Here is a 24,936-nt window from a genome sequence, read left to right on the forward strand (position 1 = left end):
CTTGTGCCGCTCGTCCAATTGATAACTCTGAGGGGAAATCCGATGGCAACAACAACAGTACGACGGCGGCGCGCGGCTCTTGCAGCCGACCTCGCCACCCTGACCATGGTTCTGGGATTTGCAGCAGGCCCTGCCGAGGCAGCGCCGCCGCCTAAGGCCGACTATGTTGCGCTGGGAGATTCCTACTCAGCAGGGACAGGCGCCGGGCCGTTCTCACCGACATCGAATTGCGTCCAAACCAAAGGCGGCTACGTTGACATTGTCGGCAACACGGGCCGCGTGAACTTCCTGGCAAAAAAAGCCTGCCACGGGGCACTATTGACGGACGAAGGTGATGTCTCACCCATTCCTACCGTCCTTGAGCAGATTGGTGACAGCAGCGCCGCCCTCTCCGCAGCCAAATTTGTCAGCATCACCGCGGGAGCCAATGATGTGGACTTCAGTTCAGTATTCGTTGCCTGCGCCAATCCGTTGTCGGATTGCAGCGCCGCGATAGCAAATGCCGAAGGTAAATTCGCCGGGCTTGCTTCGAAGCTTATGGTCACCTATCAGGCTCTCCGCATGGCAGCGCCAACCGCGAAGATCGTTGTCCTCGGATATCCCCACCTCTTCGATGCCGCCGTGGGTGTCCCTGGTATTGACCAGGTAGCCCTGGGATCGATAACTTCGGCCACCGACGCTTTGAACTCCGTCATTGCATACTCCGCCACAAGTGCCGGTGCTCAATTTGTTGATATGACGGGCAGGTTCGCCGGTCACGAAGCCAACTCCAGTGATCCATGGATCGTTTTCAACGGGAACTTCGTAGATCCCACGAACCTGCACCCGAATAAGGCCGGGCATTCCTTAGGCTATGCTTCAGCGCTTATGGAAGCGGCCAAGCCGGCCCAGCTAGCCCGCCAATAGCCCAATCTCGACACCGGCTCGCCAAGCACCCCTACGGGTGCTTGGCGAGCCTGTGTTCGAGCCGCCTCCACGAGCCCGTCGTGGTGATCGTGGGCCAAGGGCTCGAGGATGACGTGCCTGCCGGTCAGGGTGAGAGGTTCAAGAAAAGTCACAGCATCAGCCTAGGCCCGCCAACCGGCGGCGGTTACTCTAGGGAATAACCAGGACTGAAGCGCCATGCCGAGCCGAGGGAGTTATTGTGACTGGACCTAACCCCGATCCGCAGGACGACAAGATCACGGGCCTGGAACCCGGCGGCGGCGTTCCGCCCGGTGAAACACCGCCGGGCGAAGGCTCGGTGGCGGGCACGCACGAACCCGTGGTGAGGGGCTCGGGAAAGGCAATGCAGATCTTTTGGATCTCGGCCATCGCCGCGGGCGTGCTGCTGTTCCTGCTCTTCTTCATCGGCTACATCGTGGGCTTCTTCGACTGACCAAACCCGCGACTGACCGGCCCCTACACCACCCGGATACCCAGATGCCCGGCCAGGAGCGGGGCCAGCAGTGTCAGCTGGTAGTCATCGATCACCAGGCCGGCCAGGCTCCCCAGGCCGCTGATGGTCCGGAAATCGGTGCCGCGGACATCAAAGTCCTTCAACCGTGCCCCGGTGAGATCAAGCGTCCCAAGGGTGCAGTTCTTCAGCACCACCCGAGTTGCCGCGGCGGACCCCAGATCCAGTTCGTTGATGATGCAATCGGTGATCAGGACGTCCGTCAGCTTGGATCCCCGCAGGTTGAGGAAGTCCAGCTTGCCGCCGTCGATCCGCACGGACTGCAAGCCGCTCTCATAGAGTTCAGCGGATCCAAGCCGCGGGTTGTTCAGATGCACGTCACGCCACGTGGAACGGGCGGCCCTGAACACCGGCGCATACAGCTCGGACAGGATGCAGTCACGGAAGCCTGCCCCGCGGAGCTGGGTGTCGTTGAACGAGACGCCCTGGAACTCACACTCGGCAAAATCGGTGCCGCTCAGTTCGAGCCCGTCGGCAGCCACCCGGCTGAACTGGACGCCGTCGTACTTCTCACCCCGGCGGAAATCCGGGGCGGCGTCCTCGGTCAGGTCCTCCAGCCGGACTTCCGTGAGGCGGGGACCCACGATTTTGGGCAGTTTGGACGCCATTAGCGGGCTTCCGCCAGAGGAATGCCCGGGGTGCCGGCCCAAGCCTCCGGACGCGCACGGGGGTGGCGCGCACGGGAGTGACGCGCACGGGTGCGCCGGGTCCGGCTCTTTGTGTGATTCATGGATCGAGCCTAGCCGGGGACCATGACATCGGGCAGCAGGGACCGGGGGCTTGAAATGATAAGCATGCTTTGTGTTATGGTGAAAACGCATTGTTTGATCAACGCGAACGAAAGGCGGCCAGCGATGGGCCTCGGAGACAAGATCAGTAACGAAGCGGAAAACATGGGCGGCAAGGCCAAGGAAGCGGCCGGAAACGCCACCGACAATGACCGTCTGAAGGCCGAAGGCCAGGCGGACCAGGTCAAGGCTGACGCAAAGAAGGTCGGCGAAGACGTCAAGGACACCTTCAAAAAGGACTAGTCCTTCAAGAACTGGTCGGCGGTGGATCCTCATGGGGGATCCACCGCCTTCCTTTTGCCCTTTTACCCCCGGGCGGCGGCTACTCTTGGCCCATGACGTACGTCGACCTCAGTGCCCAAAGTGCCGCTGCCGGAGGTTCGCCCGCACTGGGCGGCTATCTGGCCACCCCCTCGGGGGCGGGCCCGTTCCCTGCCGTCCTGATGATCCACGAAGCGTTCGGGCTCAATGACCAGATCCGCGCCCATGCGGACAGGCTGGCCCGGGCCGGATACCTGACGCTCGCGGTGGACCTGTTCACCGACGGCGGCGCCCGGCGCTGCCTGGTCAGCACCATGCGCAGCATGATGACGGGAACCGGCCGGGTCTTCACCAACCTTTCCACCGCCCGGGCCTGGCTGGCCGCGTCGCCGCTGTCCACGGGAAAAACCGGCGTGATCGGGTTCTGCATGGGCGGCGGGTTCGCCCTGCTGGTGGCGCGCGACGGCTTCGACGCGGCCTCGGTCAACTACGGACGCCTGCCCCGCGATCTGGAGGGTGCCCTTCGCGGGGCCTGCCCCATCGTGGCCAACTTCGGCGGGAAGGACAAGGGCCTCAAGGGCGCGGCCGCCAAGCTTGAAACGGCCTTGGACAACCTGGGCATTGAGAACAGCGTCAAGGAATTTCCCACCGCCGGCCATTCATTCCTCAACGAAACCGAGGAAGGGCCGGCGGTGCTCCGGCCGCTGATGCGCGTGATGGGCGTCGGACCGGACCCGGACTCGGCACCGGAGGCCTGGCAGCGGATCGAGGACCACTTCGCCCGCTACCTGTCCGCACCGGACGCTCCGTAACGGGCGGGGTTTAACGGCGACGGCGGGCCGCCCCCGAAAGGGTGACCCGCCGCCGTCGTACTGCTTGAGCGCCCGGCTGCTTGAGCGCTCAGTGCAGGAAAGCCCTAGCTGAAGAGCTCGCTCTTTGGCTCGTTGTGCTTGACCTTCTGCCAGCCCAGCCAGAGGACCAGGGCGAAGAAGGGGATGGTGGCCAGGGTCCACAGGCCCAGCATGAAGACCTCGCCGGTTTCACTGGTCATCGTGTCGAAACCGATCAGCACCGTGATGGCGAGCAGCGCCACGAGCCCCGCCCAGCTGGTCCAGGGCGAGCCGGGCATGGGCAGGGAGGATACTTTGCCCTTCTTCTTCCGCAGCGCGATCTGGCTCGCAAAAATCGATCCCCAGGTGAAGATCACGCCGATGGAGGCCGAGTTCAGGGCCAGGTCGAACGCGTGGGAGCCGCCCAGCCAAATGTTCAGCAGGATGCCCACGAGGTACACGGCGGCGATGGCCAGGATCGCGGCGTAGGGCACGTGCCGTGAGGACATTTTGGTCAGCCACTGCGGCGCGTGCCCGTTGTTGGCCATGGTGCGGAAGATCCGGCCAATGGAGTACAGGCCGGTGTTGCAGGAGGACAGCGCCGCGGTAATGACGATCATGTTCATCACGTCACCCATCCAGGCCAGGCCCATCTGGCCGAACACGGTCACGAACGGTGAGGTCCCTGCGTGGTACTGGTCCGAGGGCAGGAGCATGGCCAGCAGCGAGACGGAACCTACGTAGAACACCACAATGCGGATCACCACGGCGCGGATGGCCTTGGGGACCTCACGTTCGGGGTTCTCCATTTCACCGGCGGTGATGCCCACCAGTTCGATCGCGTTGTAGGCGAAAATAACGGCGTTGAGCACCAGGATCATGACCAGGGCGCCCTTGGGGAACATGCCGCCGTCGTCGTGGAAGAGGTTGTTCACCGAGGCGTGGCCGGCGCCCACCTTGGCGTTGGTGACCACCATGAACGTGCCCACGGCGAGGAAAGTGACGATCGCCGCCACCTTCAGGCAGGACGCCCAGAATTCAAACTCGCCGAACGCTTTGACGCTGAGCAGGTTCACGGCCACCAGCAGCACCAGCGCGGCGATGGCGGACAACTCCACGGGGACGTTGGGGAAGAAGAACTGGAAGTACAGGCCGATCGCGATCAGTTCGGCAATGCCGGTCATGGCCCAGTTGATGAAGTACATCCAGCCGGACAGGAAGGCGCCCTTTTTGCCGAACATTTCCCCGGCGTAGCTGACGAACGAGCCGGAGGTCTGGCGGTACATGATGAGCTCGCCGAGTGCACGCATGAGCAGGTAGGCGATCACGCCGGCGATGGCGTAGGAGAAGATCAGCGCGGGACCGGTGGAGGCAAGGCGTCCGCCGGCGCCCATAAAGAGGCCGACGCCGATTGCGCCGCCCATCGCGATCATGGTGACGTGGCGCCGGCCCAGGGTCTTTTTGTAGCCCTCGGCGCTGAGGGAAGAGTCGACGGCGGTGGGTGCGGCCGTCTGGCTCTTAAGTTCTGTGGGGGTACTTTGAGGCACGGCAATTCCTTGAGGAGTCGGGGATGGCCAGCACAGGATCCCGGCATCGAGGGCCCGCGCGGCCTTCCAATCTTACAAGGCGCCGTTACGTGTTCGTGACCCAAGCAACAGTCAGGAGGATTTAAGCTGAATTATTGCTGGCACATTTCCTCAGGTGCAGAATAATGTTCCGCCAAATGCCGGTCTCCCCGCTGTACGGGGTGAGCGGTTCGGCTGCGGAGATGGACCGCCTCCTTCAGGCCCGGGCCAGCAGGCCGCCGTCCATCGAGTACCGGATCCACCGGCCGGCCTCGCCGGTCCGGGATTTTTCGCTCTTCTTCGCATTCCGGGCAAACCAGTCGCGGAGGGCACGGTCGTGGCTGACCATCACCAGGGTCCCGGAGAAGTCCGCGAGCGCTTCCTCGAGTTGCTCCACCAGCACGGGCGCCAGATGGTTGGTGGGCTCGTCCACCAGCAGGGTGCTGAAGCCGCCCAGCAGCAGGCGGGCGAGGGCGAGCCTGCGCTGCTGGCCCGCGGACAGGCTGCCCACAGGCACGTGGAACTCGCTGGTCCGGAACAGGCCCAGGCGGAGGAGGGCCTCTGCGTGTTCGTCGATGTTGCCGCCCAGCCCCGCCGCGAAGGCCGGCAGCAGCCGGAGGGAGGGCCGCTCGGGCAGTTCAAGTTCCTGTTGCAGGTAGCCGATCCGCCCGGGGCGGATCACGGTCCCGTGAGCGGGCTCCAGGGCGCCGGCCAGCACCGACAGCAGCGTTGACTTGCCGGCGCCGTTGGGCCCGGTGATGAGGATCTTGTCTCCTGTCCAGGCTTCAAGATCCGTCGGCTGCAGGCGGCCGGGCACACTCACCGCGCGGACGGAGAGGGCCGCCGCAGGCTCAATCAGGCCGGTGGAGGCAGCCGGCTCCGCGGGCTCCACGGCCAGGTCCGCGTTCAGGCGCAGCGGCACCGGGGGCCGGTCCACCGGGCTGGCCTCAAGCCGGCGGAGCCGCTCCTGGGCGTTGCGGACCTTGCTGGTGGCCGCCTTCTGCCAGGTGCCGGCTTTGAAGTCGAAACCCATTTTGTCGCCGTCGCGTTTGCGGGCGTACCCCATCTTCCCGGCCACGGTGTCCGCCTGCCGCTGTTCAGCCTCCATGGCATCCATCCACTGGTGGTATTGCTGGACCCAGCGCTCGCGTTCTGCAGCCTTCTCCCGAAGGTACCCGTCATAGCCGTTGCCGTAGCGGGTGACGGCACGGCGCTCAGCGTCCACTTCGATAATGGTTCCGGCTACCTTCCTGAGCAGCACACGGTCGTGGGAGACCACCACCACGGTGCCGCGGTGCGCCGCCAGCCGGTCCTCCAGCCATGCCGTGCCGCGGGAGTCCAGGTGGTTGGTGGGTTCGTCCAGGAGCAGGATGTCCGCGGGGTCGGCCAGGACGCAGGCCAGCGCCACGCGTTCCTGTTCACCGCCGGAGAGCGAGCCGAGGAGCCGGTTTCGGTCCAGGCCGCCCAGTCCCAGCCGGTCCAGCGCCGCTTCCACCCTGGATTCGGCGGCATAGCCTTCGCGCAGCTGGTACTCGGTCTGCAGCCGGCCGTAGGTCTCGAGTTCCTCGTCCTCGGCGTCGGCCAGGCCGGCCTCGAGCCGGTCCAGCTCCGCCTCGATCGCCCGGAGTGAGGCCAGGGACGCGTCGATGGCGGCCCCGACAGTGAAGGATTCCGGCAGTCCGTGGGTCTGGGCAAGGTAGCCCACCCGGCCGTGGCTGCTGGCGGTGCCTTTCTCGGGAGTCTCAAGACCTGCCAGGATCCGCAGCAGGGTGGATTTCCCGGCCCCGTTTTCACCCACGATTGCCACGTGCTCGCCCGCAGTGATGACCAGGCTGATGCCGTCCAGCAGCAGCCGGTCGCCGTACCCGTGGGAAACGGCCGAAAGATTGAGGTGTTCAGTCACGAGAAGTCCTTGAGATTTTCCGCAGTGGGGGCGCCGGAGCTGATACAGGTTCGGGTGAAGCTCGACGGCGGCGCTGGATGTGGGGAGGGGCGGTCCGGACCGTGCCGGGCCATGTTCAGGACTTCATCGGTCCAGCCTGCCCTGAACGGGTGCACCAGGTCAATATGGACTCCCGAAATAAATGTTTTCGGCATGCCTAAACTAGGCTATCTTGGTGGTATCAGTTCGCCCCGATGATGAGGACCATGATGGCTATACCCACTCTTCAGGTACGGCGCGCTGCAGGGCGTCGATGGTCGCGCCTGCTCCTGATGGGGCCGGCGTTTGTCGCCGCCATTGCCTACGTGGACCCGGGGAACGTCGCCGCCAACCTGACGGCGGGTGCCAGCTACGGCTACTTGCTGGTCTGGGTCCTGGTGGTGGCGAACGCCATGGCGGTCCTGGTCCAGTACCAGTCGGCCAAACTGGGCCTGGCCACGGGCATGAGCCTCCCCGAGATCATGGGCAGGCGCCTGGGGAAGCGCCGGCGCCGCCTGTACTGGGCCCAGGCCGAGGTTGTGGCGGGGGCGACGGACATGGCGGAAGTCATTGGCGGTGCCGTGGCGCTGAACCTGCTCTTCGGGCTGCCGCTGTTGGCCGGTGGCATCATCATCGGCCTGGCATCGATGCTGCTGCTGGCACTGCAGTCCTCACGCGGTCAGAAGTCGTTTGAGTACGCGATCCTGGTCCTGCTGGGAGTGATCGCCATCGGCTTTGTCTCGGGGCTGTTTGTGAATCCGCCCGACGCCGGAAGCGCGTTGAACGGCCTAATCCCCCGGTTTGAAGGAACGGACACTGTCCTGCTCGCCGCCAGCATGCTCGGGGCAACCGTGATGCCGCATGCCATCTACCTGCATTCGGCGCTGGCCCGGGACAGGCACGGCTTCTCCGAGGATCCTGCCGTCCGGACCCGGCTCATCAGGGCTACCCGCTTCGACGTCGCCGGGGCCCTGCTGCTCGCCGGGATAGTCAATATCGCCATGCTCCTGCTGGCAGCCTCAAGCCTGCGCGGCATTGAAGGCACGGACACGATTGCCGGCGCCCACGCCGCCGTCACCTCGGCGCTGGGCCCGGTGATCGGGGTGGTGTTCGCAATCGGGCTGCTGGCCTCGGGCCTGGCCTCAACCTCGGTGGGCTGCTACGCCGGCGCCACCATCATGGGCGGCCTGCTGAGGGTCCGGGTTCCCCTGCTGACCCGGAGGGTGATCACCCTGCTGCCGGCCTTGGTGGTCCTCGGCGCCGGGATCGAGCCCACCCTGGCCCTGGTGCTGAGCCAGGTCCTGCTCAGCTTCGGCATCCCCTTCGCCCTCATCCCGCTCATCCGGCTCACCGGAAAACGGGACGTCATGGGCATCCATGCGGACAGCCTGCCGCTGAAGATGGCGGGCTGGACCAGTGCGGCGCTGATTGTTGTCCTGAACTGTGTCCTGATCACCCTCACCATCGCGGGTCAAACCTGACCGTCCGGGATCCCTGCCCGGAAGTTAAGCTGAATGCATGACAACCACACACCGGCGTCCACCCGCTCCACAGCCTGAGCTGTACCGGTTTTCACCCCTGGATTTCGGCACCATCGGCCTGTATGTGGCCGTGGCCGGACTGTTCGCTGTCGCCGGTGAACTGCTCGCCCCGCTCCTGCGCCAGCTGGCTCCCAGCCCGGCGGCTGCGTCCTACGGGGTGAACCTGCTCTTCTACGGATCGGTGGGGATCCTGGCGGTGATTGCCGCCCGGCGGGTCATCGCCAGGGACCTGCGGGTGCTGGCCACCCGGCCGTGGTTCACCCTCATGATGGTTCCCGCGGCCGTCATTGCCATGATGATTCTGACGGCGCTGGTGGTGGCGGCGGCCGGCGGGGTGCAGACCTCCGCGAACCAGGCCGGGCTGCAGGACCTGATGCAGCAGGTCCCGGCCTGGCTGATGGTGCCGGTGGTGGTGATCGTGGGCCCGTTCGTGGAGGAATACATGTTCCGGCACCTGCTGATCGGCAAGCTCAGCCGCCGGGTCAACATCTGGGTGTGCTGCGCGCTGTCCGTGGTGCTGTTCGCCGCCCTGCACATTGTGGGCCAGGAAGCCATCACGCTGCCGGCGCTGCTGCCCTATCTGGCCATGGGCGCCACCCTGGTGTTTGTGTATGTGTGGACCGGGAAAAACCTGATGTTCTCCTACTTTGTGCACGCGGCGAAGAACCTCCTCGCAGTCATTTTTATCTATGCCATCCCCCCGGAGCTCTTCGAGCAGCTCCAGCAGGCCCAGCCCTAAGTCCTGGCCAACCCAAGCAACCCGGGGAGGAGGGGGCGCCCTCCCCTAGCCGCCGGCGAGCCGCCGCGCGTACGTTGGTGGCATGGGACTGAAGATCCAGATGGTGGTGGACAGTAAGAACCCGCACGAGCTCGCCGACTGGTGGGCGGAAACCCTGGGCTGGGCCGTGGAGCCGCAGGATGAGGCCTTCATCCGCTCCATGATCAGCCAGGGCTACGCCACGGAGGAGGAAACCCTCATCCACCGCGGCAAACTTGTGTGGCGAACAGGGCAGGCCATCCGCCCGGTGGAGGAACTCGAGGCAAAGGCACCCGCCCACCGGGTCCTGTTCCAGGCGGTCCCAGAAGGAAAGACCGTCAAGAACCGTGTCCATTGGGATGTCCGCCTGGACGGCCTGGACAAGGATGAGGTCCGGAAGCAACTGGAAGCCCGCGGGGCCACCTTCCTCTGGTCCGCCCACGAAGGCCCGCACGGATGGCACACCATGGCCGATCCCGAAGGCAACGAGTTCTGCATCAGCTGACCCGATTACTAGACTTGTCCGGTGAGCAACCAAATTCCCGCCAAGGTGTCCGACGTCTTTGACCCCACCCGCTGGCGCACCGTCTCCGGTTTCGATGACTTCCAGGACATGACGTACCACCGGCAGGTGGAGCGCTCCGCTGACGGCACCGTGGCCAAGGATCTGCCCACCGTCCGGATTGCCTTCAACCGCCCCGAAGTCCGGAACGCGTTCCGCCCCGGCACGGTGGACGAGCTCTACCGCGCGATGGATCATGCCCGTATGACGCCGGACGTGGCCACCGTCCTGCTCACCGGCAACGGGCCCTCCCCCAAGGACGGCGGCCACTCCTTCTGCTCAGGCGGTGACCAGCGGATCCGTGGACGCGACGGGTACCGCTATGCGGACGGCGAGACCCAGGAAACCATTGACCCCGCCCGCGCCGGCCGCCTCCACATCCTGGAAGTCCAGCGGCTGATGCGCACCATGCCCAAGGTGGTCATCGCCGTCGTGAACGGCTGGGCCGCCGGCGGCGGGCACTCCCTGCACGTGGTCTCGGACCTCACCATCGCCTCCCGTCAGCACGGCAAGTTCAAGCAGACGGACGCCACGGTGGGAAGTTTCGACGCCGGCTACGGGTCCGCGCTGCTGGCGCGCCAGATCGGCCAGAAGGCGGCCCGGGAAATCTTCTTCCTGGCCCGCGAATACTCAGCCGAGGACATGGTCCGCATGGGCGCCGTAAACGAGGCCGTGGACCACGAGCGGCTCGAGGACGTGGCCCTGGAATACGCCGCGGACATCGCCCGCCAGTCACCCCAGGCCATCCGTATGCTCAAGTTCGCCTTCAACCTCGCCGACGACGGCCTGGCCGGCCAGCAGGTCTTCGCCGGCGAAGCCACCCGGCTGGCGTACATGACGGACGAGGCCGTGGAGGGGAAGGAAGCCTTCCTGGAGAAACGCGACCCGGACTGGTCCCGCTTCCCGCATTACTTCTAAGGCAGGACGGCACATGAACATCGGACGCCAGAACATCGGGCCCCTGGACATCGAACCGGCGCTCACCGCGCTGGCCGCCGCGCTCCGCGGTGAGGGTCCCGCCGTCGAACTTTCCGTAAACCCGGACGGTGAGCTGGTGGTGGGGCACACGGAGACGCCGGGCTGCGATGACGCTGTGGCCGTGGTGCGGACGTCCGGCTCAACCGGGGCGCCCAAGGCCACGGTGCTGACCGTGGAAGCGCTGGCGGCCTCTTCCATGGCCACTGCGCTCGCCCTCCAGGGCGAGGGCCAGTGGCTGCTGGCGCTGCCGGTGCAGTTCGTGGCCGGCGTCCAGGTCCTGGTCCGGTCGCTGTTTGCCGGCACCCGGCCATGGGTCATGGACATGTCCGGCGGCTTCACTCCGGCGGCGTTCACGGCCGGCGCGCTGGAACTGACGGACCCCATCCGGTTCACGTCCCTGGTGCCCACCCAACTGCAGCGCCTGCTGGAATCGCCGTCCCCGGATACCCTTGCGGTCCTGCGCCGGTTCGATGGCATCCTGCTGGGCGGCGCACCGGCGTCGCACGCGCTGCTGACCGCCGCGCGGGAGGCGGGCCTCAAGGTGATCACCACCTACGGCTCCGCCGAAACATGCGGTGGCTGCGTGTACGACGGCGTGCCGCTCACCGGCGTTGAGGTCCGGATCGCCGAGGACGACCGCATCCTGCTGGGCGGCGACACCATCGCCGCCGGCTACCTCGACGCGCCCGAGAGCACGGACACGTTCTACGAGGAGGACGGCGTCCGCTGGTACCGCACCAATGACCTTGGCACCCTCGACGCGGACGGCCGGCTGACCATCCTGGGACGTGCCGATGACGTGATCATCACCGGCGGCGTCAAGGTCTCCGCCGCGCATGTGCAACAAGAGCTGGAAAAGTCCGACGGCGTCGCGGCGGCTTTTGTGGCCGGCGTTCCGTCCGCGGAGTGGGGCCAGGCCGTGGCCGCCTACGTTGCGCTGGCAGGCGGCGGCACGGACAGCGCCGTGCCCGGCACGGGCGCAGCGGAAGGCTCCCCCACCGGGGATCACGCCGTCGTGCTTGAACATGAGTGGCATCAGCGGCTCGGACTGCTCGCGCCCAAAACCATACTGGCCGCACCGGAGCTCCTGATGCTCCCCAACGGCAAGCCGGACCGGCTGGCCATGATCGAGCGGCTCAACGCCCTGCATCAGGGAAAGTAGAGTAGAGCTGCACCGGGCGCCCCAGCGGCGGCCGGCGCGCAACCCGTTTCACCGAACTCCCCGACCCAACACGAGGTACTCACCGTGGCCACAGCCGCACAATGGATCCAAGGCGCCCGGCTCCGCACATTGCCGGCCGCCATCGCCCCCGTGCTGATCGGCACCGCAGCGGCCTACGAGCTGGATTCGTTCCGTCCCGTCAACGCCGTGCTGGCCGCCCTGGTGGCGCTGCTCCTGCAGGTCGGGGTGAACTACGCCAATGACTATTCCGACGGCGTCCGCGGCACCGACGAGGACCGTGTGGGCCCGCTGCGGCTGGTGGGCTCCGGCGCTGCCAAGCCCGAGCACGTCAAGTACGCCGCGTTCGGAACGTTCGCCCTGGCCATGCTGTTCGGCCTGGCCCTGGTGGTGATCACCCAGAGCTGGTGGCTGATCCTGGTGGGAATCGGGTGCGTCATGGCCGCCTGGGGTTACACCGGCGGCAAAAACCCGTACGGCTACATGGGCCTGGGCGACGTGTTTGTTTTTGTCTTTTTCGGCCTCGTGGCCACGCTCGGCACCACGTATACGCAGGCCGGGCAGATCAGCCTTCCGGCCGTCATCGGCGCGATCGGCACGGGCCTGATCGCCTGCGCCCTGCTGACGGCCAACAACGTGCGCGACATCCCCACGGACATCCAGGCCGGCAAGAAAACCCTCGCCGTGCGCCTGGGTGACAAGCACGCCCGTGAAAGCTACGTGCTGATGCTGGCCGTAGCCATCCTGCTGGTGGTGATCCTGGCGCCCGGGCGGCCCTGGATCCTGATTGTGCTGCTCCTCATCCCGGCCTGCCTGATGCCTGCCTGGCTGATGATCAACGGCCGCAAACGCAAGAGCCTGATCCCGGTGCTCAAGCAGACCGGCCTGATCAACCTTGGCTACAGCGTGCTGTTTTCACTGGGGCTGGTCCTCAGCCACGGGTTCTAGCGGGTTTTAGGCCTCGGGCGTCTTGGGCGTGCTGGTGCGGATGGTGACATCCGGGTTGCTGTCCAGGAGCTTGTCCTCCGCGTCAGCGTCAGCAACCTCACCCGCGCTGCGCAGGGGCTTGGCCTTGCCGGAGAACCGGTGGTGCAGGGAAGCGGTAGCGTCGTCGCGCTGCTTCTGGAAGAACAGGTAACTGATCGCAAAGGCAATGAGCCCGGCGCAGATCACCGATAGCACCGCCCCCAACTGCAGGAACATAAACAACACAAAGAGCGGCGCAAACAGCGCCAGCCGGATCAGGGAGTATTTCAGGAAAGCCACCATCCAAGTTTAGCCGCCCTGCCTGAACGCCAGCCGCCTGCGGACGATAGACTTAATGGCATGCTCTTCCGTGTGGTTCTGGCCGTCGCAGTACTCGTCATCTTTGTGTATGGACTGGTGGACGTGATCCGCACTGACGCCCGTCTGACCCGTGGCATCTCCAAGCCGGCCTGGATCGTGGTGATGATCATCCTGCCGGTGATCGGTGCGGTCCTGTGGCTGCTGATCGGCCGTCCCAGGAGTTCCGCCCCGGCCCCCCGGCAGTACAGCGGCCCCACCGCCCCGGATGATGATCCCGATTTCCTCCGGAACCTCGAGATCCGCCGCCGCAAACAGGCCGAAGCCGCCCGCCTCAAGAAGCTCAAGGATGAGCTGGAGTCCAAAGGCGAAACCGGCCCTGCCGGCTCCGGATCCGACGGCACCGGAGAGGCAGACACGCACGATACCGGCGACGTGAAGTAGGACTCATACCCCGGCACCCCCGCCGGTGGATTCGTCCGTGGACCTGTTCTCGAAGTACTGGGTGACATCTCCGTCGGCCCAGATGTTCCGGTTGGCTGACGGCTCGGTGACGGCGTCCCGGTCGTCCACGGATGAGGTCCACGAGTAGGTGGCCACCACGTTGGTCAGCTGCCGGACGGCGTGCTCGTGGTCGTGATCATAGCCGTGATGACCGTCGGCAGGAGGCGGTGTGACGGCGACAGCCCCGCCACGGCCCGCAGCAGCGACATTGCCGCCATTGGTGTATGACCGGTCCGCTGACGATGCGTCCACGGTGATGGGTGCGAAGTCCACGATCACCGGCATGACGGCATCGACATCGGCAGGGCCCACGCCGCCAAGACCGGCGTCTTCCAGGGCACGTTCCGGATCGGCCAGGAATTCCTGCGCAGCCTCCCGGTTTCTGAAAAGGCTCATCAGGAACACCACAAGGCCGTTGGCAAGGGTAGGCATTTGATGGTCCTCCCATCTTCTCAATTGGTGGGCCGCCCGGCCACGGAGACCGCGCCCATAGGTGCGGCACGGGAATCACTCGTCTGGGGGGTTCTCTGCTTCGAGGGCAAGGCGGAGCCTGACCAGCAGGTCGGAGCGGTTTTCGGCGCCCAGACGGCGGCGCATGCGGGCAATGTGGTGCTCGGCGGTGCGCGGCGAGATGTAGATGGTTTCCCCGATCTCCCGGTACGTCTTGCCTTCCAGCACCAGCCTGGCCACTTCCTTTTCCCGTTCGCTCAGCACCGAGGCGTCCGGCCGGACGGCACCATTCCCACTGCCTTGCGCACTGCCGGGCGCACCGCGGACTTCAGGCTGCCCTTCGGACGAAGCGCCCGGTGAGTTTCCTTGCGGATGGAGGTCCCGCGCACAGGAAAGCAGGCGCAGCATGTCCTGGCGCTCATCTGCCCGGGCAGCGGCGTGACCGGCAAGCCGTGCACCCTCCCAGGGCATCCCGACAGCGTTCAAACCGCGCGCGGCGGCTTCAACGTCCGCGGCTCTAAAACTCCCCGCGAGCACCGATACCCAGGCCTTCCCCGCGGAGGCCAGCTGAGAGGCAAAGTGGCTGTTGTCCCCCGCCCGGACCAGGGCCGCGGCGTGGGGCGCCACGTCGGCAGGGCTTTCGCTCAGCAGTGCCGCCTGGACGGCAGCCCAGTGCAGGGGTATCGACCACAGCGGCGGATTGTCCAGGTCCCGCAGAAGTTTCCACGCTTCCTCGAGGTAGTGCGAGATCCGCCTGGTCTCCCTGAGCCGGGCGGCCGCAATCATGAGTTCCCCCCAGGGAAGGAGATTGTAGAGGTCCACGGTTGTGTGCAGCATTGCTTCGCGGGCGCGTTCCCAAGCCAGGATCAGGCCGTGGACTTCGCCGCTTCTTCGCGCCAGCCCCACTTCCAGGGCAACGCCAAGGAACTCGTCCCGGGGCACCAGCGGCCAGTGGTTGGTCTTTGAGGCTTCGTTAATGGCCAGCCGCGCCTCGTCCGGGTTGTTCTGTTGCATGGCCGCCCACGCCTGAAGCAGGAACAGCCGCGGCTTCACGGCGTCCCCTCCCTGGCCGGCGGCTGCGGCTGTCTGCGCGATGGCTTCGGCCAGATGCGGCTCGCCGCTGTGAAGGGCAACCAGCGCGGCCAGCGCACCGGGCACGTCCGGCATGGGCAGGGCTGCTCCGGAGGCGTTCAGCGTGTCTGAAGCATGGATCAGGAGCGGCAGTCCCCGGTGCGGCTCGGCGGACAGCGATTCCATCAGGCCTGTGGCCGTTTGGGCCTGCGCCACGGCAAGGAACGTGGGCGACGACGGCGCGGAGCCGGCGGGGAACATCGCCTCGGCACCTGCCCGGTTGCCGTGGCCGATCAGCGCCACCGCGGCGGCCGGACCGGACGGTCCCACCCGTTCCGGACCGAGCCAGCTGTAGACATCCGCGCTACGCGCCAGCATCCCCCGCTGTGCCCAGACGGCGGCCGAGACGTCAGCACCGCGCTGGAGATCCGGCGGATCAGGGCATATCAGGAGCGTATCAATGATCCGCCCGGCGGAATCAAGGTCGCCTGTGGCCCATGCTGACTGGGCGCGGCGCGCAGCGGTGACCATTTCGTCGGCCCCGGCCAGCAGAGCCTCGTCGTAGAGCTGGCCGGCAAGCGCCGGATGGTGTTCCAGCGCGCGGTCCCCGGCCTTTTCGAGTTCAGCAGCCACCCGTTGGTCGGCCAGGCCGCTGCGTGCCAGTTCACGCGCCAGCTCACCCAAGGGCCGGTCCTCGGCCGCGTAACAGCCCACCAGTTCACGCTGCAGTGCCTGGACGCGCGGTGTGGGCGTGGCGGTCAGCACGGCTTTTTGAACGGCACTCGCCACCGTGCCGCCGGGTTGGAGAAGCCCGGACGCTTCCGCCCGGGCCACTAACGCTTCCATGCCCTCCGCCTGGCCGTCGGCCATCTTGCGTTCAAGTTCCTCCGGAAGTGGTCCCGGCAGCGTGAAGCCCACCGACAAGGCCAGGAGCAGTTCACGGACTGCCGCGTTCTCCCCTCGAAGCTGGTTGGCAATCTGGTGGGGATGCGGGGGCGCTGATGCTTCCTCGGCCGGTGTGGCCTGGTGGGGCATCACGCGTCACGCTGCCGGCGCCGTGGTCGGAGCAGCCGACGGAGCCGGCGCAATGGTGGTCGGCACCGGCGCGGGGGCGACCGTCGTCGGTGCGGGAACCACCGGGGCCGGCGGAGGAACCACCGGGGCGGGCGCGGGGGCAACTGTCGTCGGCGCGGGGACCACCGGAGGCGGCGCAGGGGCCGGCGGAGGGGCGGGGATGACCGGAGGCGGCGGAGGTGCCACCGTCGTCGGTGCAGGAACCACCGGGGCTGGCGGAGGTGCCACCGTCGTCGGCGCAGGAACCACCGGAGCCGGAGGAGGGGCCACCGTCGTCGGTGCAGGAACCACCGGCACCGGCGGCTGAGTCGTCACCGGCGGGGTGGTCACCGGCGGCTGAGTCGTCACCGGCGGGGTGGTCACCGGCGGCTGAGTCGTCGCAGGCGGCGTCGTCACCGGAGGCTGAGTCGTCACAGGCGGCGTCGTCACCGGAGGCTGAGTCGTCACAGGCGGCGTCGTCACCGGCGGGGTCGTGCCGGGCGGGGTCGTCGAGGCCGGGGGCGTCGTTCCCGGTGCCGGTGCCGGAGCCGGCGCCGGCGCCGTTCCCGGTACCGCTGGAGTTCCCGGTCCGGCCACAAAGATGGGGCCGCCTACCGTGCCGGAGCCGCCGGGCGTGGACCCCACGGCCCCTCCCGGTGTCGAAGAGTTGGGCGGGGGTGCCGAGGTGGATGGCCTGTTACCAGGGGCCGCCCCTGCCTCTATGCCCGCTGCCGGGGCGGCCGGGACCGCCGGCCTGGCGCTGGCTTCAATGCCGGCGGGCGGTTCCTCAGCTCCCGGCGCCACGGCTCCCGGCGCCACGGCTGCAGGCGCGGCCGCGCCGGCCGCGCCGAGGGCGCCGGGAGCCGCCGGGGCCGACTGGGAGGGCGTGGCGTCCGGCACGAGCATGGCGGTGATGTTGCTCAGGCCGCCTGGGCTTTGCGCGGCGGCGGCGCTCAGGATGGTGAAGAGGGCGGCACCGGCAGCCACTGCAGTCAGCCGCACGGCAGGTCGCGGGGCATGGGCCCCGCCCCTCGCTGCATGGGCATGGTCGTGGTGGGCGCTCCCGGCAGGAATCCCCCTGGCACCGTCGCCGACGGCGGCGGTGCCAGTCAACGAGCCGAAGGCTGCCCCGGGTTCGGAGGACAAGCTGGCACGGCCCTGGGGGTCATGCGGCTCAACAGCTACATCTGCCGGCGCCGGGATTCCCGGCACCGCGTCAGCCGCGTCAGCAGGTTCGGCCGCCATTGCCGGTAGAACCCGTGTTGCAGCCGCGGCCGCACCGAAGCAGATGGAGGTCTGCGGGTCGGCATCGAACACGATGGGCCGGCCCAGCTGTTCCGACATCAGCTGCGCCGCCAACGGAATACTTGGAGACCCGCCGACCAGCAGCACCGCCGTTAGGTCCTCGGGTTCGAGCCCGAGGCTTTCGAGCGAACGTCCGAGGGCATCAACGGTGGCTCCGATGTGGTCCTTGATCCCGTCGCGCCGTACCGCGGCGTCAAAGTCGGCCCCGCCGAGTCCTTCGATGCCGCCCGGGCTGGCCAGTAATTCAAAGTGCCCCTCGCCGGTCTTCCGCAGGATGGCCGTGTCAAAGGTCCCGCCGTCCAGCTCGTAGACGGCGATGGTGCTGCCGTCCTCCACCCGCACCTGGGAGGCGTAATGCAGCACGGCTGCTTCGGGTTCGGTAATCAGGGTGACGTTGTGCAGGCCCTGGTTGGCGAGGGCCGCAAGGACGGCGGAGGTCAGGGGCGCTCCCCAGGACGCCGGGTGGGTGATGACGATTTCCGCCGGCAGATCGCCCTCGCGTTCTTCGGCCCGGTCCACCACCCAGCGGGCCATGGTGGCAAAGATTTCCTCAGCCGGAAGGGACAGTGTTCCCACCACGAACGGATCAGGGTCTCCGAGCCGGCGCTTGAACCCGCGCACTAACCGGCCGGGGTCCTCCAGGCCGAGCCGCTCGGCAGCCTCGCCTGCCAGGACCGGCCCCTCTTCGGGGTAGTACACCACCGAAGGGACCGCGTTTCCGCCGCGGTCCAAGGGCAGGCCCTCGGGGACGGCCGAGGCATTGTGGTCCAGGGTGGCAATGGCGGCGGCAGTGGAACTGGTCCCGATATCAACGGCGAGAACGTAGCTCATGGGTACCTCAGAACAATGCAGCTGGCCGATCCGCGAGCTTCATCACGGACGAGCTTCAACCAAGGTAGCATCACCGCTTGCCGGGCGACAGCCTCGTTAGGACATCGCGAGGTGTATCATGCCGGCGCTCGGAAGGACCCGAATAAAACCCCTGCTCAGAGGCCCGAGTAGGAATGCAGGCCGTTGAAGAACTGATTAACAATCGTGAAGTTAAAGACCACGCAGAGGTATCCGACGATCGACAGCCAGGCGGCCCGGGTGCCTGTCCAGCCGCGGGTGGCACGGGCGTGGAGGTAGCCGGCGTAGACCACCCAGATCACGAAGGTCCAGACTTCCTTGGTGTCCCAGCCCCAGAACCGGCCCCAGGCCTTTTCAGCCCAGATGGCGCCGAACATCAGGGTGAAGGTCCAGCCGATGAAGGCGATCGCATTGATCCGGTAGGAGAGGTTTTCCAGGCTCAGGGCGGAAGGCACCAGGCGCATGAAGCCAAGCTTGTCGGCGCCGCCGGCGGCAATGGTCTTTTGCCGGTGGGACTGAACAAGCTGCAGCGCGGACATGGCAAAGGTCAGGGTAAAGAGCGCCGAGGACATGACGGCGATGGAGACGTGGATGATGAGCCAGTAGCTTTGCAGGGCCGGCACCAGGTGGCCCACCGGGGTCCAGTACGCGACGGAGGCGGCCACCAGCATGACGATGGCCAGGCCAACAACAAACGTGCCCAGGAACCGGAGGTCGCGGCGGATCAGCACCAGCAGGAACACGGCTACCGCCACAAAGGCACCCGTGGTGAGGAACTCGTACATGTTGCCCCACGGCACGCGGCCGGCACCGAGCGCACGCGTCACGACGCCGGCGCCGTGGATCAGGACACCCAGCACGGTCAGGGCCACCGCAACCCGCGCCGGGACGCGGCGTTCGGCTGCGTAGCGCATGTCGGCGTCGGCCGTTTGTCCCGCCGGGGACCCTGCACCGGCCTGCTTGGCGGCGGACGACGACGGTCGTTCAGCCCTCCCCGCCGGCCCGGCCAGGTGCGAATCCACCCTGTTCGCTGAAGCGCCGGCGTGAAGCGAAGCGCCTGCTCCGGCAGCCACCGGGACCTTGGCCTCGTCAACAGCCCCTGCAGCGTCCGCTGCCTTGAGGTCGATGGCGCGCAACGCCTTGCTGCTTTTCGCCAGGTCCCAGGCGAAGGCGATGAAGGCCACGGTGTAGGTGCCGGCGGCGAGCAGCATCAGCAGTTCGCTGTATGCGCCCATGGTTTCGTTAATGACGAAAGGCATTACTGGTCCTTTGTGGGTCCGGCGGAGCCGGTGGGAGTGGTGACGGAGTCTGCGCCATTATCGCCCTGGCGGCTGGGAATTTGCTGGGTGGAATCGGAAACTTCGAGTTGCCACTCTTCGGAGAGGAGCTTGCGGATGGACTGCGCCTCGGCGGCCAGCCGGTGATCCTCGCCGCGCGCCAGGAGCCCGTATTCCACCATGGTCCGGCCGTCCTCGTGGGTCCCGGTGCGGATCCAGACACGGCGGCGGTTGACGTACAGCGAGACGATCAGTCCTGCCACGGCGAGCAGGGCGAAGATCAGGGCGGCGACCTGGCCGGGGTTGTGGTGGATGTCCACCCCGACGTACCGCTTCACGCCGTCGAAAGTGATGCTGCCCTTGCCGTCCGGCAGGGTGTGGGTGCTGCCCGGCGCCAGGGTGATGCCGCCGGCCGCCAGGGTCCGGTTATTCAGCGGGGTCAGGCCCTTGACGTCCAGTTCGAAGACGTTCTGGGGTGCACCGTTGTCAAGGCCAAGGTCCCCGTAGTAGGAGTTCAGGGTCAGCTGGGGGTTGAACAGGTCCGGATCGCCGCTGAACGAAACGCCTGCGTCGGTGACGAACGCAGTGGGCAGGAAGAAGCCCACAAAGCCCAGCTGGTCCGGACGGGCGTCGGGGACCTTGATGACCACGGACGAGTAGTAGTTCTCGCCCTGGAGCTTGGCTACCACGGGGCCCTGCATGGCCACATTGCCGGCGCCGTCGCGGATGGTCACCACGGGGGCGTAGCCGTTGCCGGTGAGGTAGATGCTGGTGCCGCCCAGGGTGACGGGGTCGTTGACTTTGAGGACCTCCTGCTTGGCGGGTGCGTCAGGGTTTTCCTTGGTGGTCACCTGCGCGTTGAAGTCGATGGGCTGGCCGAACTTGCCCGGGGATTCGCGGTCGAACGTGACATCGAATTTGTCCAGCTGGATGGAGTAGGGCTGCAACTGGCTGGACTGGAAGTTGGTGCCGGGGGTGAACTGGTCATAGCCCACCAGGGTGTTCACGAACGTATCGCCCTCGACCAGGATGCGCTGGCCGCTGTAACCGAACAGGCCGCCGACGGCCACGGACACCAGGACGCCGATCAGCGAGGTGTGGAACACCAGGTTCCCCACCTCCTTGGCGAAGCCGCGCTCGGCACCCAAAGACGGCCGCGCGCCGTCGTCGTCCCTGACCTCAACGCGGTAGCCGCGCTTCCGGAGCAGCCCCGCGGCACTGTGGATGGCGTCCGACGCCGGGAGGCCGGCGTCGGCGGGCACCACCAGGGTGCCGTACTCGGGGAGGCGCGAGAGCCTTTTGGGGGTCCGCGGCGGCTGGGAGCGCATAGCCCTGTAGTGGGCGATGGCGCGCGGCACCACACAACCGATCAGCGAGATGAAGAGAAGGATGTAGATGGCCGAGAACCACGCCGAGGAGTAAACGTCGAAGAGCTGCAGGGTGTCCAGCAGTTTTCCGTAGTCCCCGTTGTCCTTGATGTACTGCGTCACCACGAACGGGTTGGCCGGGCGCTGCGGGAACAGCGAGCCCGGCACGGCGGCAACCGCCAGCAGGAGCAGGAGGAAGAGCGCTGTGCGCATGCTGGTCAGCTGGGTCCAGGCCCAACGGAGCATCCCCAGGGGTCCCAGGACGGGGAGGGCCGTATTTGCCTTGGCAGCGGCTACGGGGGCCGGGGATTTTGTTTTTGCTTTCACGCGCTCGCTCATCAGATCGGCAACTTCACATCAGTTTGGAACCAGTACTGCAGTTCGGTGACCCAGGTGCCCCAGACGCCGCTGGCCATCAGCAGGCCAAGCACCACCAGGATGCCGCCGCCGATCCGCTGGATGGCCACGCGGTGCCGGCGGAAAAAGGACATCACGCCCATGCCCCGCCGGACCGCCAGGGCGATCAGGAGGAAGGGGATGCCCAGGCCCAGGCTGTAGACGAACGCCAGGAAGGCGCCCTTTGCGGCGGATGAGCCGCCGGAGAGGCTCAGCAGCTGGACGGCGGAGTAGGTGGGGCCGATGCACGGGGCCCAGCCCAAGCCGAAGGTGAGGCCCAGCAGGGGCGCCCCCCACAGGCCGGCCGGCGGTTTCGCGTGAATCTTGGCGTCCCGCTGCAGCCAGCCCAGGCCGCCCATGAACACCACGCCCATGATGATCACCAGGACGCCCAGGAGCTGGGTGATCCAGGCGTTCTGCGATCCGGTGATGAGCGTGCCGAGCTGGCCGAAGGCGCCGCCCAGCAGCACAAAAATGACCGAGAATCCCAAGACAAACAACCCGATGCCGGCGAACATCCGGCCGCGTTTCTGCTTCTGCAGGTCCACTCCGCTCAGGCCGGTCACGTAGCCGAGGTAGCCGGGGACCAGGGGCAGCACGCACGGGGACAGGAAGGACACCAGTCCGGCGAGCAGGGCGACCGGGATGGCAAGCAGGAGGGAGCCGTTCAGGATGGTTTCGGCAAAGGGGCTGTTCACGGTACGGGGCCGCCGCTACTCTGCCACGGCGGCGGTGATGAGGGCTTTGAGGGTGCCCTTCTGGATTTCGCCCAGCACACGCGAGGCCACCCGGCCCTGCTTGTCCAGGACCAGGGTGGTGGGGACGGCGCCCGGCGGGACAATCCCGGAGACGGCCAGGAGCACGCCGCCGTCTTTGTCGTCGAAGCTGGGGTAGGTCAGGTTGAAGGTCTTGTCGAAAGCCTCGGCGGTGGCTTTTTCATCGCGGAGGTTGACGCCGAAGAACTGCACGCCCTGGTCCTTGAACTCCTGGTGCAGCTCTTCCAGGATGGGCGCTTCCACCCGGCAGGGCGCGCAGGCGGCGAACCAGAAGTTCAGGACCGTCACCTTGCCCTGGAAATCCTGGGGCGTGACGGTGGTGCCGTTGAAAAGGGTGCCGTTGACGGCGATGGCCGACTTGCGGTCGGCCGCCGCAAATTCCGTCACGGAGCCATCGCCGGCGATGTAGTTCTTGTTGTCGCCGGCTTTCGCCTGCTTGGCGAGGGCATCCTCCTGTGCGCAGGCGGAGAGCCCCAGGGTGAGTGCGGTCAGGACGGCACCGCCCGCGGCCAGGACGGCGCGGCGGGATGCCGGGCGCGGGTTGGACGTCATCTTATGCCCCCGGGGTGGTGGCAGCACCGGGGAGAAGGGCGGCAGCGGGCTCACTGTATTCGACGCGCAGGAGGGCGCCGGCGTCGTCGAACACCAGGGAGGTGATGGACGTCAGCGTGCACTCACGTTTGCGGGGGTCATGCCAGAGCGGACGGCCCTCGGCACTGAGGCGGGTGGCCCAGATGGGGAGCTGGTGGCTGACCATGATGGCCTCGGGGCCGTTTGTTCCGTAGTCGCCCGCGGCCAGTTCGATCGCCCGGAGCCGGGCGTCCTGAACGGCGGCGCGGACACGCGCGGCCTGCTCCTTGTACGGCTCGCCCCAGGACGGCCGGAGCGGGTTGATCAGGTGCGGCCAGTGCCTTGGCCTTTTGAGCTCGGCCTTGGTGACCTTCATGCCCTGAAAGTAGTTTTCCGCTTCGATGATGCGCTCGTCAGTATGGATCTGAAGCTGCAGGGCCTCTGCGGCGGGGGCCGCGGTTTCCTGGGCCCTGACCAGCGGCGAGGACGCAAGGTAGACAAAACGGGCACCCTGCGCGGCGCGGTCGGCGAAGTGCGCGGCGAGAACCTGCGCCATCTCCCGGCCCAGCTCGGAGAGGTGGAATTCGGGCAGCCGTCCGTACAGAACGCCGTCGGGATTATGGACCTCGCCGTGGCGGAGCAGATGGACAGTGGCTTGGGGCATGTGTACCAGTTTCTCAAAGATGGCGTGCGATCCGAAATCTTCTACATTTCGTAGAACTGAAACTCTGGGAAAAAAGTTCCTTAACATGGAACAAAACATGCAAATGCATGCTTATAGTAGATGCAGCGGATAGTTGAGACTTCAACTGATCAGCCTATCCGGAACTACCACCCGACAATTTCAAGGAGAAATACCATGGCTCTTCCCGCAGACGTCACCACCGGCACCTGGACCCTCGACCCCTCACACAGCGAAATCGGCTTCACCGTTCGCCACGCAGGCATCAGCAAGGTCCGGGGCCAGTTCAAGGATGCAACAGCAACCTTGGAGCTTGCCGATAACGTGGCCGATTCCAAAATCAGCGCCACCATTCAGACCGCCAGCTTCGACTCCGGTGACGCCAACCGCGACGGCCACGTCCGCGGCGAAGACTTCTTCGACGTCGAGAAGTTCCCGGAAATCTCCTTCGTCTCCAACGGCCTCGTGGCCGCCGGCGACAGCTACGAGCTGACCGGTGACCTCACCATCAAGGGCGTCACCCGTCCGGTCACCCTGGAGACAGAGTTCAACGGCGTGGCTGTTGACCCGTTCGGCATGACCCGCGCCGGCGTATCCGCCGAAACCACCATCAGCCGCAAGGACTTCGGCCTGACCTGGAACGCCATCCTCGACGCCGGCGGCGTCCTGGTCAGCGACAAGGTTGCCGTCAACCTTGAGCTGGCATTCATCGCCCCCGCAGCATAATTCTTTTCAAACTGCGCCCGGCCGCAGGCTCCCTCTGGAGCCTGCGGCCGGGCGCAGTGCTTTAACCCTCCGTTCCGCGCTGGTTCGCCCCGAATCCCGGTGCCAGCAGCAATATGCCGTCTAGAGTGAGGCCTATGAGCAACCCCAGTGACGTACCGCAGCCCCGGGAGCCCGGCGCCCAGCCACCTGCCGGCAACGTTCCTCCCGCGGGCTACGAACCGCCGCAACGTTTCCCTCGCCCGCAGGGGCAGCAGCCCGCGCCGGACCGGCAGGGCCACCAAAAGCCGGCCGGATTCCCGTTCCAAAGGCCCGCCGACGCGCCGCGGAGCTTCAACGAGGTTATGCCCAGAGGCGGTCTTGCCGGCATGTTCACCGTGCCCGGACTCCCCCTCGAACTCAAGGTCTCCTACTGGATCTGGCTCGTCGGCGGCATGCTCGGCGTCCTCGGTAGCTTCTTCGGGCTGCTTGCCACCCTGGCCCTGTTCACCGTCGCCCCGGGACTGGCCGCCCTGCTACTCCTGCTGGTCCTGGTGGCACTCGCCCTGGCCGCGGCTCAGATTGTTCTCGCCCTGAAGATGAAGGACGGCAAGGAGTGGGCCCGCCTGGCGCTGACCATCGTGGCCGCCGTCTCCCTGGTCCTGGCGCTGATCGGCGGCAGCGTGGGCGGCGGCATAGGCAACAACTGGCTTGGGTTCCTGATCAGTGCCGCGGCGACGGTCCTGATGTGGCTTCCCAATTCGCAGGCCTGGTTCACCGCCGTCAGGGGCCGCGCGTAGCCGTCCGTTGC

Annotated in this window: 26 protein-coding genes and 1 pseudogene; 13 read left to right on the plus strand and 14 right to left on the minus strand. The window is 66.6% G+C overall.

From position 1 onward, the window contains the following. The first annotated feature begins 42 nt into the window (after positions 1-42). Positions 43-906, plus strand: coding sequence for an SGNH/GDSL hydrolase family protein (locus SBP01_RS15795; RefSeq protein ID WP_320536424.1), 864 nt, complete (start codon positions 43-45; stop codon positions 904-906). Positions 907-965: 59 nt separating this feature from the next. On the opposite strand, the pseudogene SBP01_RS15800 reads toward SBP01_RS15795, so the two are convergent. Continuing rightward, positions 966-1,058 (minus strand): annotated as a pseudogene (locus SBP01_RS15800) (N-acetyltransferase); the annotation flags it as partial. A gap of 86 nt (positions 1,059-1,144) precedes the next feature. Between SBP01_RS15800 and SBP01_RS15805 the strand changes: the two are divergent. Further along, positions 1,145-1,378 (plus strand): DUF6480 family protein, encoded by a 234-nt coding sequence (locus SBP01_RS15805; RefSeq protein ID WP_275213284.1) that lies wholly within the window; start codon positions 1,145-1,147, stop codon positions 1,376-1,378. A gap of 23 nt (positions 1,379-1,401) precedes the next feature. Here SBP01_RS15805 and SBP01_RS15810 read toward each other — a convergent pair whose 3' ends face one another. Continuing rightward, positions 1,402-2,064, minus strand: a complete 663-nt coding sequence (locus SBP01_RS15810; protein WP_320536426.1) for a pentapeptide repeat-containing protein — start codon at positions 2,062-2,064, stop codon at positions 1,402-1,404. A gap of 246 nt (positions 2,065-2,310) precedes the next feature. Between SBP01_RS15810 and SBP01_RS15815 the strand changes: the two genes are divergently transcribed. Both SBP01_RS15815 and SBP01_RS15820 read left to right on the plus strand, forming a co-directional pair. Further along, positions 2,311-2,487, plus strand: coding sequence for a CsbD family protein (locus SBP01_RS15815; protein ID WP_275213282.1), 177 nt, complete (start codon positions 2,311-2,313; stop codon positions 2,485-2,487). 92 nt (positions 2,488-2,579) lie between these two features. Continuing rightward, positions 2,580-3,317: a dienelactone hydrolase family protein gene (locus SBP01_RS15820; RefSeq protein WP_320536427.1), complete on the plus strand. Its 738-nt coding sequence runs from the start codon at positions 2,580-2,582 to the stop codon at positions 3,315-3,317. 104 nt (positions 3,318-3,421) lie between these two features. On the opposite strand, the gene SBP01_RS15825 is transcribed toward SBP01_RS15820, so the two are convergent. From SBP01_RS15825 to SBP01_RS15835, 3 genes are all read right to left on the minus strand, one after another. Beyond that, on the minus strand, positions 3,422-4,882 hold the full coding sequence (locus tag SBP01_RS15825) for an amino acid permease (protein ID WP_275213279.1): 1,461 nt from the start codon (positions 4,880-4,882) through the stop codon (positions 3,422-3,424). 235 nt (positions 4,883-5,117) lie between these two features. Beyond that, a complete protein-coding gene (locus tag SBP01_RS15830; RefSeq protein WP_320536428.1) occupies positions 5,118-6,803 on the minus strand; it encodes an ABC-F family ATP-binding cassette domain-containing protein in 1,686 nt (561 codons plus the stop codon). Beyond that, entirely contained in the window at positions 6,800-6,997 is a 198-nt protein-coding gene (locus tag SBP01_RS15835) for a hypothetical protein (protein WP_275213276.1), read from the minus strand. Before SBP01_RS15835 ends, SBP01_RS15830 begins: the two co-directional genes overlap by 4 nt. Positions 6,998-7,051: 54 nt before the next feature. Between SBP01_RS15835 and SBP01_RS15840 the strand changes: the two genes are divergently transcribed. From SBP01_RS15840 to SBP01_RS15865, 6 genes are all read left to right on the plus strand, one after another. Then, entirely contained in the window at positions 7,052-8,302 is a 1,251-nt protein-coding gene (locus tag SBP01_RS15840) for an Nramp family divalent metal transporter (protein WP_275213475.1), read from the plus strand. A gap of 37 nt (positions 8,303-8,339) precedes the next feature. Beyond that, the gene (locus tag SBP01_RS15845) at positions 8,340-9,101 is read left to right on the plus strand and encodes a CPBP family intramembrane glutamic endopeptidase (RefSeq protein WP_275213275.1); all 762 of its coding nucleotides are present in this window, start codon (positions 8,340-8,342) and stop codon (positions 9,099-9,101) included. A gap of 82 nt (positions 9,102-9,183) precedes the next feature. Then, complete coding sequence (locus SBP01_RS15850) at positions 9,184-9,624, plus strand: VOC family protein (protein WP_320536429.1); 441 nt, start codon at positions 9,184-9,186, stop codon at positions 9,622-9,624. A gap of 21 nt (positions 9,625-9,645) precedes the next feature. Next, positions 9,646-10,599, plus strand: coding sequence for a 1,4-dihydroxy-2-naphthoyl-CoA synthase (locus tag SBP01_RS15855; protein WP_320536430.1), 954 nt, complete (start codon positions 9,646-9,648; stop codon positions 10,597-10,599). Between the two features lie 13 nt (positions 10,600-10,612). Further along, a complete protein-coding gene (locus SBP01_RS15860) occupies positions 10,613-11,821 on the plus strand; it encodes an AMP-binding protein (RefSeq protein WP_320536431.1) in 1,209 nt (402 codons plus the stop codon). A gap of 84 nt (positions 11,822-11,905) precedes the next feature. Next, a complete protein-coding gene (locus SBP01_RS15865; protein WP_320536432.1) occupies positions 11,906-12,787 on the plus strand; it encodes a 1,4-dihydroxy-2-naphthoate polyprenyltransferase in 882 nt (293 codons plus the stop codon). A gap of 6 nt (positions 12,788-12,793) precedes the next feature. Here SBP01_RS15865 and SBP01_RS15870 read toward each other — a convergent pair whose 3' ends face one another. Then, positions 12,794-13,108 (minus strand): DUF4229 domain-containing protein, encoded by a 315-nt coding sequence (locus SBP01_RS15870; RefSeq protein ID WP_275213268.1) that lies wholly within the window; start codon positions 13,106-13,108, stop codon positions 12,794-12,796. A gap of 57 nt (positions 13,109-13,165) precedes the next feature. On the opposite strand from SBP01_RS15870, the gene SBP01_RS15875 reads away from it, so the two are divergent. Beyond that, complete coding sequence (locus tag SBP01_RS15875; protein ID WP_320536433.1) at positions 13,166-13,567, plus strand: PLD nuclease N-terminal domain-containing protein; 402 nt, start codon at positions 13,166-13,168, stop codon at positions 13,565-13,567. 3 nt (positions 13,568-13,570) lie between these two features. Here SBP01_RS15875 and SBP01_RS15880 read toward each other — a convergent pair whose 3' ends face one another. The 8 genes from SBP01_RS15880 to SBP01_RS15915 form a co-directional block, all read right to left on the minus strand. Next, positions 13,571-14,059 (minus strand): IniB N-terminal domain-containing protein, encoded by a 489-nt coding sequence (locus SBP01_RS15880; RefSeq protein ID WP_320536434.1) that lies wholly within the window; start codon positions 14,057-14,059, stop codon positions 13,571-13,573. 75 nt (positions 14,060-14,134) lie between these two features. Further along, positions 14,135-16,183, minus strand: a complete 2,049-nt coding sequence (locus SBP01_RS15885; RefSeq protein WP_320538369.1) for a LuxR C-terminal-related transcriptional regulator — start codon at positions 16,181-16,183, stop codon at positions 14,135-14,137. Positions 16,184-16,189: 6 nt separating this feature from the next. Further along, positions 16,190-18,337, minus strand: a complete 2,148-nt coding sequence (locus tag SBP01_RS15890; RefSeq protein ID WP_320536435.1) for an Hsp70 family protein — start codon at positions 18,335-18,337, stop codon at positions 16,190-16,192. A 155-nt stretch (positions 18,338-18,492) separates the two neighbouring features. Then, complete coding sequence (ccsB, locus tag SBP01_RS15895; RefSeq protein ID WP_275213262.1) at positions 18,493-19,614, minus strand: c-type cytochrome biogenesis protein CcsB; 1,122 nt, start codon at positions 19,612-19,614, stop codon at positions 18,493-18,495. After that, entirely contained in the window at positions 19,614-21,338 is a 1,725-nt protein-coding gene (locus SBP01_RS15900; RefSeq protein WP_320536436.1) for a cytochrome c biogenesis protein ResB, read from the minus strand. Before SBP01_RS15900 ends, ccsB begins: the two co-directional genes overlap by 1 nt. Beyond that, positions 21,338-22,093, minus strand: coding sequence for a cytochrome c biogenesis CcdA family protein (locus tag SBP01_RS15905; RefSeq protein ID WP_275213259.1), 756 nt, complete (start codon positions 22,091-22,093; stop codon positions 21,338-21,340). Before SBP01_RS15905 ends, SBP01_RS15900 begins: the two co-directional genes overlap by 1 nt. A 15-nt stretch (positions 22,094-22,108) precedes the next feature. Next, on the minus strand, positions 22,109-22,723 hold the full coding sequence (locus SBP01_RS15910) for a TlpA family protein disulfide reductase (protein ID WP_275213258.1): 615 nt from the start codon (positions 22,721-22,723) through the stop codon (positions 22,109-22,111). 1 nt (position 22,724) lies between these two features. After that, positions 22,725-23,405, minus strand: coding sequence for a histidine phosphatase family protein (locus SBP01_RS15915; RefSeq protein ID WP_320536437.1), 681 nt, complete (start codon positions 23,403-23,405; stop codon positions 22,725-22,727). A gap of 195 nt (positions 23,406-23,600) precedes the next feature. Here SBP01_RS15915 and SBP01_RS15920 point away from each other — a divergent pair, with 195 nt between their 5' ends. Both SBP01_RS15920 and SBP01_RS15925 read left to right on the plus strand, forming a co-directional pair. After that, entirely contained in the window at positions 23,601-24,149 is a 549-nt protein-coding gene (locus tag SBP01_RS15920; RefSeq protein WP_275213256.1) for a YceI family protein, read from the plus strand. 134 nt (positions 24,150-24,283) lie between these two features. Then, a complete protein-coding gene (locus SBP01_RS15925; RefSeq protein WP_320536438.1) occupies positions 24,284-24,925 on the plus strand; it encodes a hypothetical protein in 642 nt (213 codons plus the stop codon). Positions 24,926-24,936: the final 11 nt, after the last annotated feature.

The sequence above is a fragment of the Pseudarthrobacter sp. IC2-21 genome (genome assembly GCF_034048115.1).
Classification (GTDB): domain Bacteria; phylum Actinomycetota; class Actinomycetes; order Actinomycetales; family Micrococcaceae; genus Arthrobacter; species Arthrobacter naphthalenicus.

Coding starts and splice junctions, on each gene's coding strand:
- SBP01_RS15795 (WP_320536424.1), top strand. CDS start 43: ATGGCAACAACAACAGTACGACGGCGGCGCGCGGCTCTTGCAGCCGAC.
- SBP01_RS15810 (WP_320536426.1), bottom strand. CDS start 2,064: ATGGCGTCCAAACTGCCCAAAATCGTGGGTCCCCGCCTCACGGAAGTC.
- SBP01_RS15815 (WP_275213282.1), top strand. CDS start 2,311: ATGGGCCTCGGAGACAAGATCAGTAACGAAGCGGAAAACATGGGCGGC.
- SBP01_RS15820 (WP_320536427.1), top strand. CDS start 2,580: ATGACGTACGTCGACCTCAGTGCCCAAAGTGCCGCTGCCGGAGGTTCG.
- SBP01_RS15835 (WP_275213276.1), bottom strand. CDS start 6,997: ATGCCGAAAACATTTATTTCGGGAGTCCATATTGACCTGGTGCACCCG.
- SBP01_RS15840 (WP_275213475.1), top strand. CDS start 7,052: ATGGCTATACCCACTCTTCAGGTACGGCGCGCTGCAGGGCGTCGATGG.
- SBP01_RS15845 (WP_275213275.1), top strand. CDS start 8,340: ATGACAACCACACACCGGCGTCCACCCGCTCCACAGCCTGAGCTGTAC.
- SBP01_RS15850 (WP_320536429.1), top strand. CDS start 9,184: ATGGGACTGAAGATCCAGATGGTGGTGGACAGTAAGAACCCGCACGAG.
- SBP01_RS15860 (WP_320536431.1), top strand. CDS start 10,613: ATGAACATCGGACGCCAGAACATCGGGCCCCTGGACATCGAACCGGCG.
- SBP01_RS15870 (WP_275213268.1), bottom strand. CDS start 13,108: ATGGTGGCTTTCCTGAAATACTCCCTGATCCGGCTGGCGCTGTTTGCG.
- SBP01_RS15875 (WP_320536433.1), top strand. CDS start 13,166: ATGCTCTTCCGTGTGGTTCTGGCCGTCGCAGTACTCGTCATCTTTGTG.
- SBP01_RS15880 (WP_320536434.1), bottom strand. CDS start 14,059: ATGCCTACCCTTGCCAACGGCCTTGTGGTGTTCCTGATGAGCCTTTTC.
- SBP01_RS15885 (WP_320538369.1), bottom strand. CDS start 16,183: ATGCCCCACCAGGCCACACCGGCCGAGGAAGCATCAGCGCCCCCGCAT.
- SBP01_RS15890 (WP_320536435.1), bottom strand. CDS start 18,337: ATGAGCTACGTTCTCGCCGTTGATATCGGGACCAGTTCCACTGCCGCC.
- ccsB (WP_275213262.1), bottom strand. CDS start 19,614: ATGCCTTTCGTCATTAACGAAACCATGGGCGCATACAGCGAACTGCTG.
- SBP01_RS15900 (WP_320536436.1), bottom strand. CDS start 21,338: ATGAGCGAGCGCGTGAAAGCAAAAACAAAATCCCCGGCCCCCGTAGCC.
- SBP01_RS15910 (WP_275213258.1), bottom strand. CDS start 22,723: ATGACGTCCAACCCGCGCCCGGCATCCCGCCGCGCCGTCCTGGCCGCG.
- SBP01_RS15915 (WP_320536437.1), bottom strand. CDS start 23,405: ATGCCCCAAGCCACTGTCCATCTGCTCCGCCACGGCGAGGTCCATAAT.
- SBP01_RS15920 (WP_275213256.1), top strand. CDS start 23,601: ATGGCTCTTCCCGCAGACGTCACCACCGGCACCTGGACCCTCGACCCC.
- SBP01_RS15925 (WP_320536438.1), top strand. CDS start 24,284: ATGAGCAACCCCAGTGACGTACCGCAGCCCCGGGAGCCCGGCGCCCAG.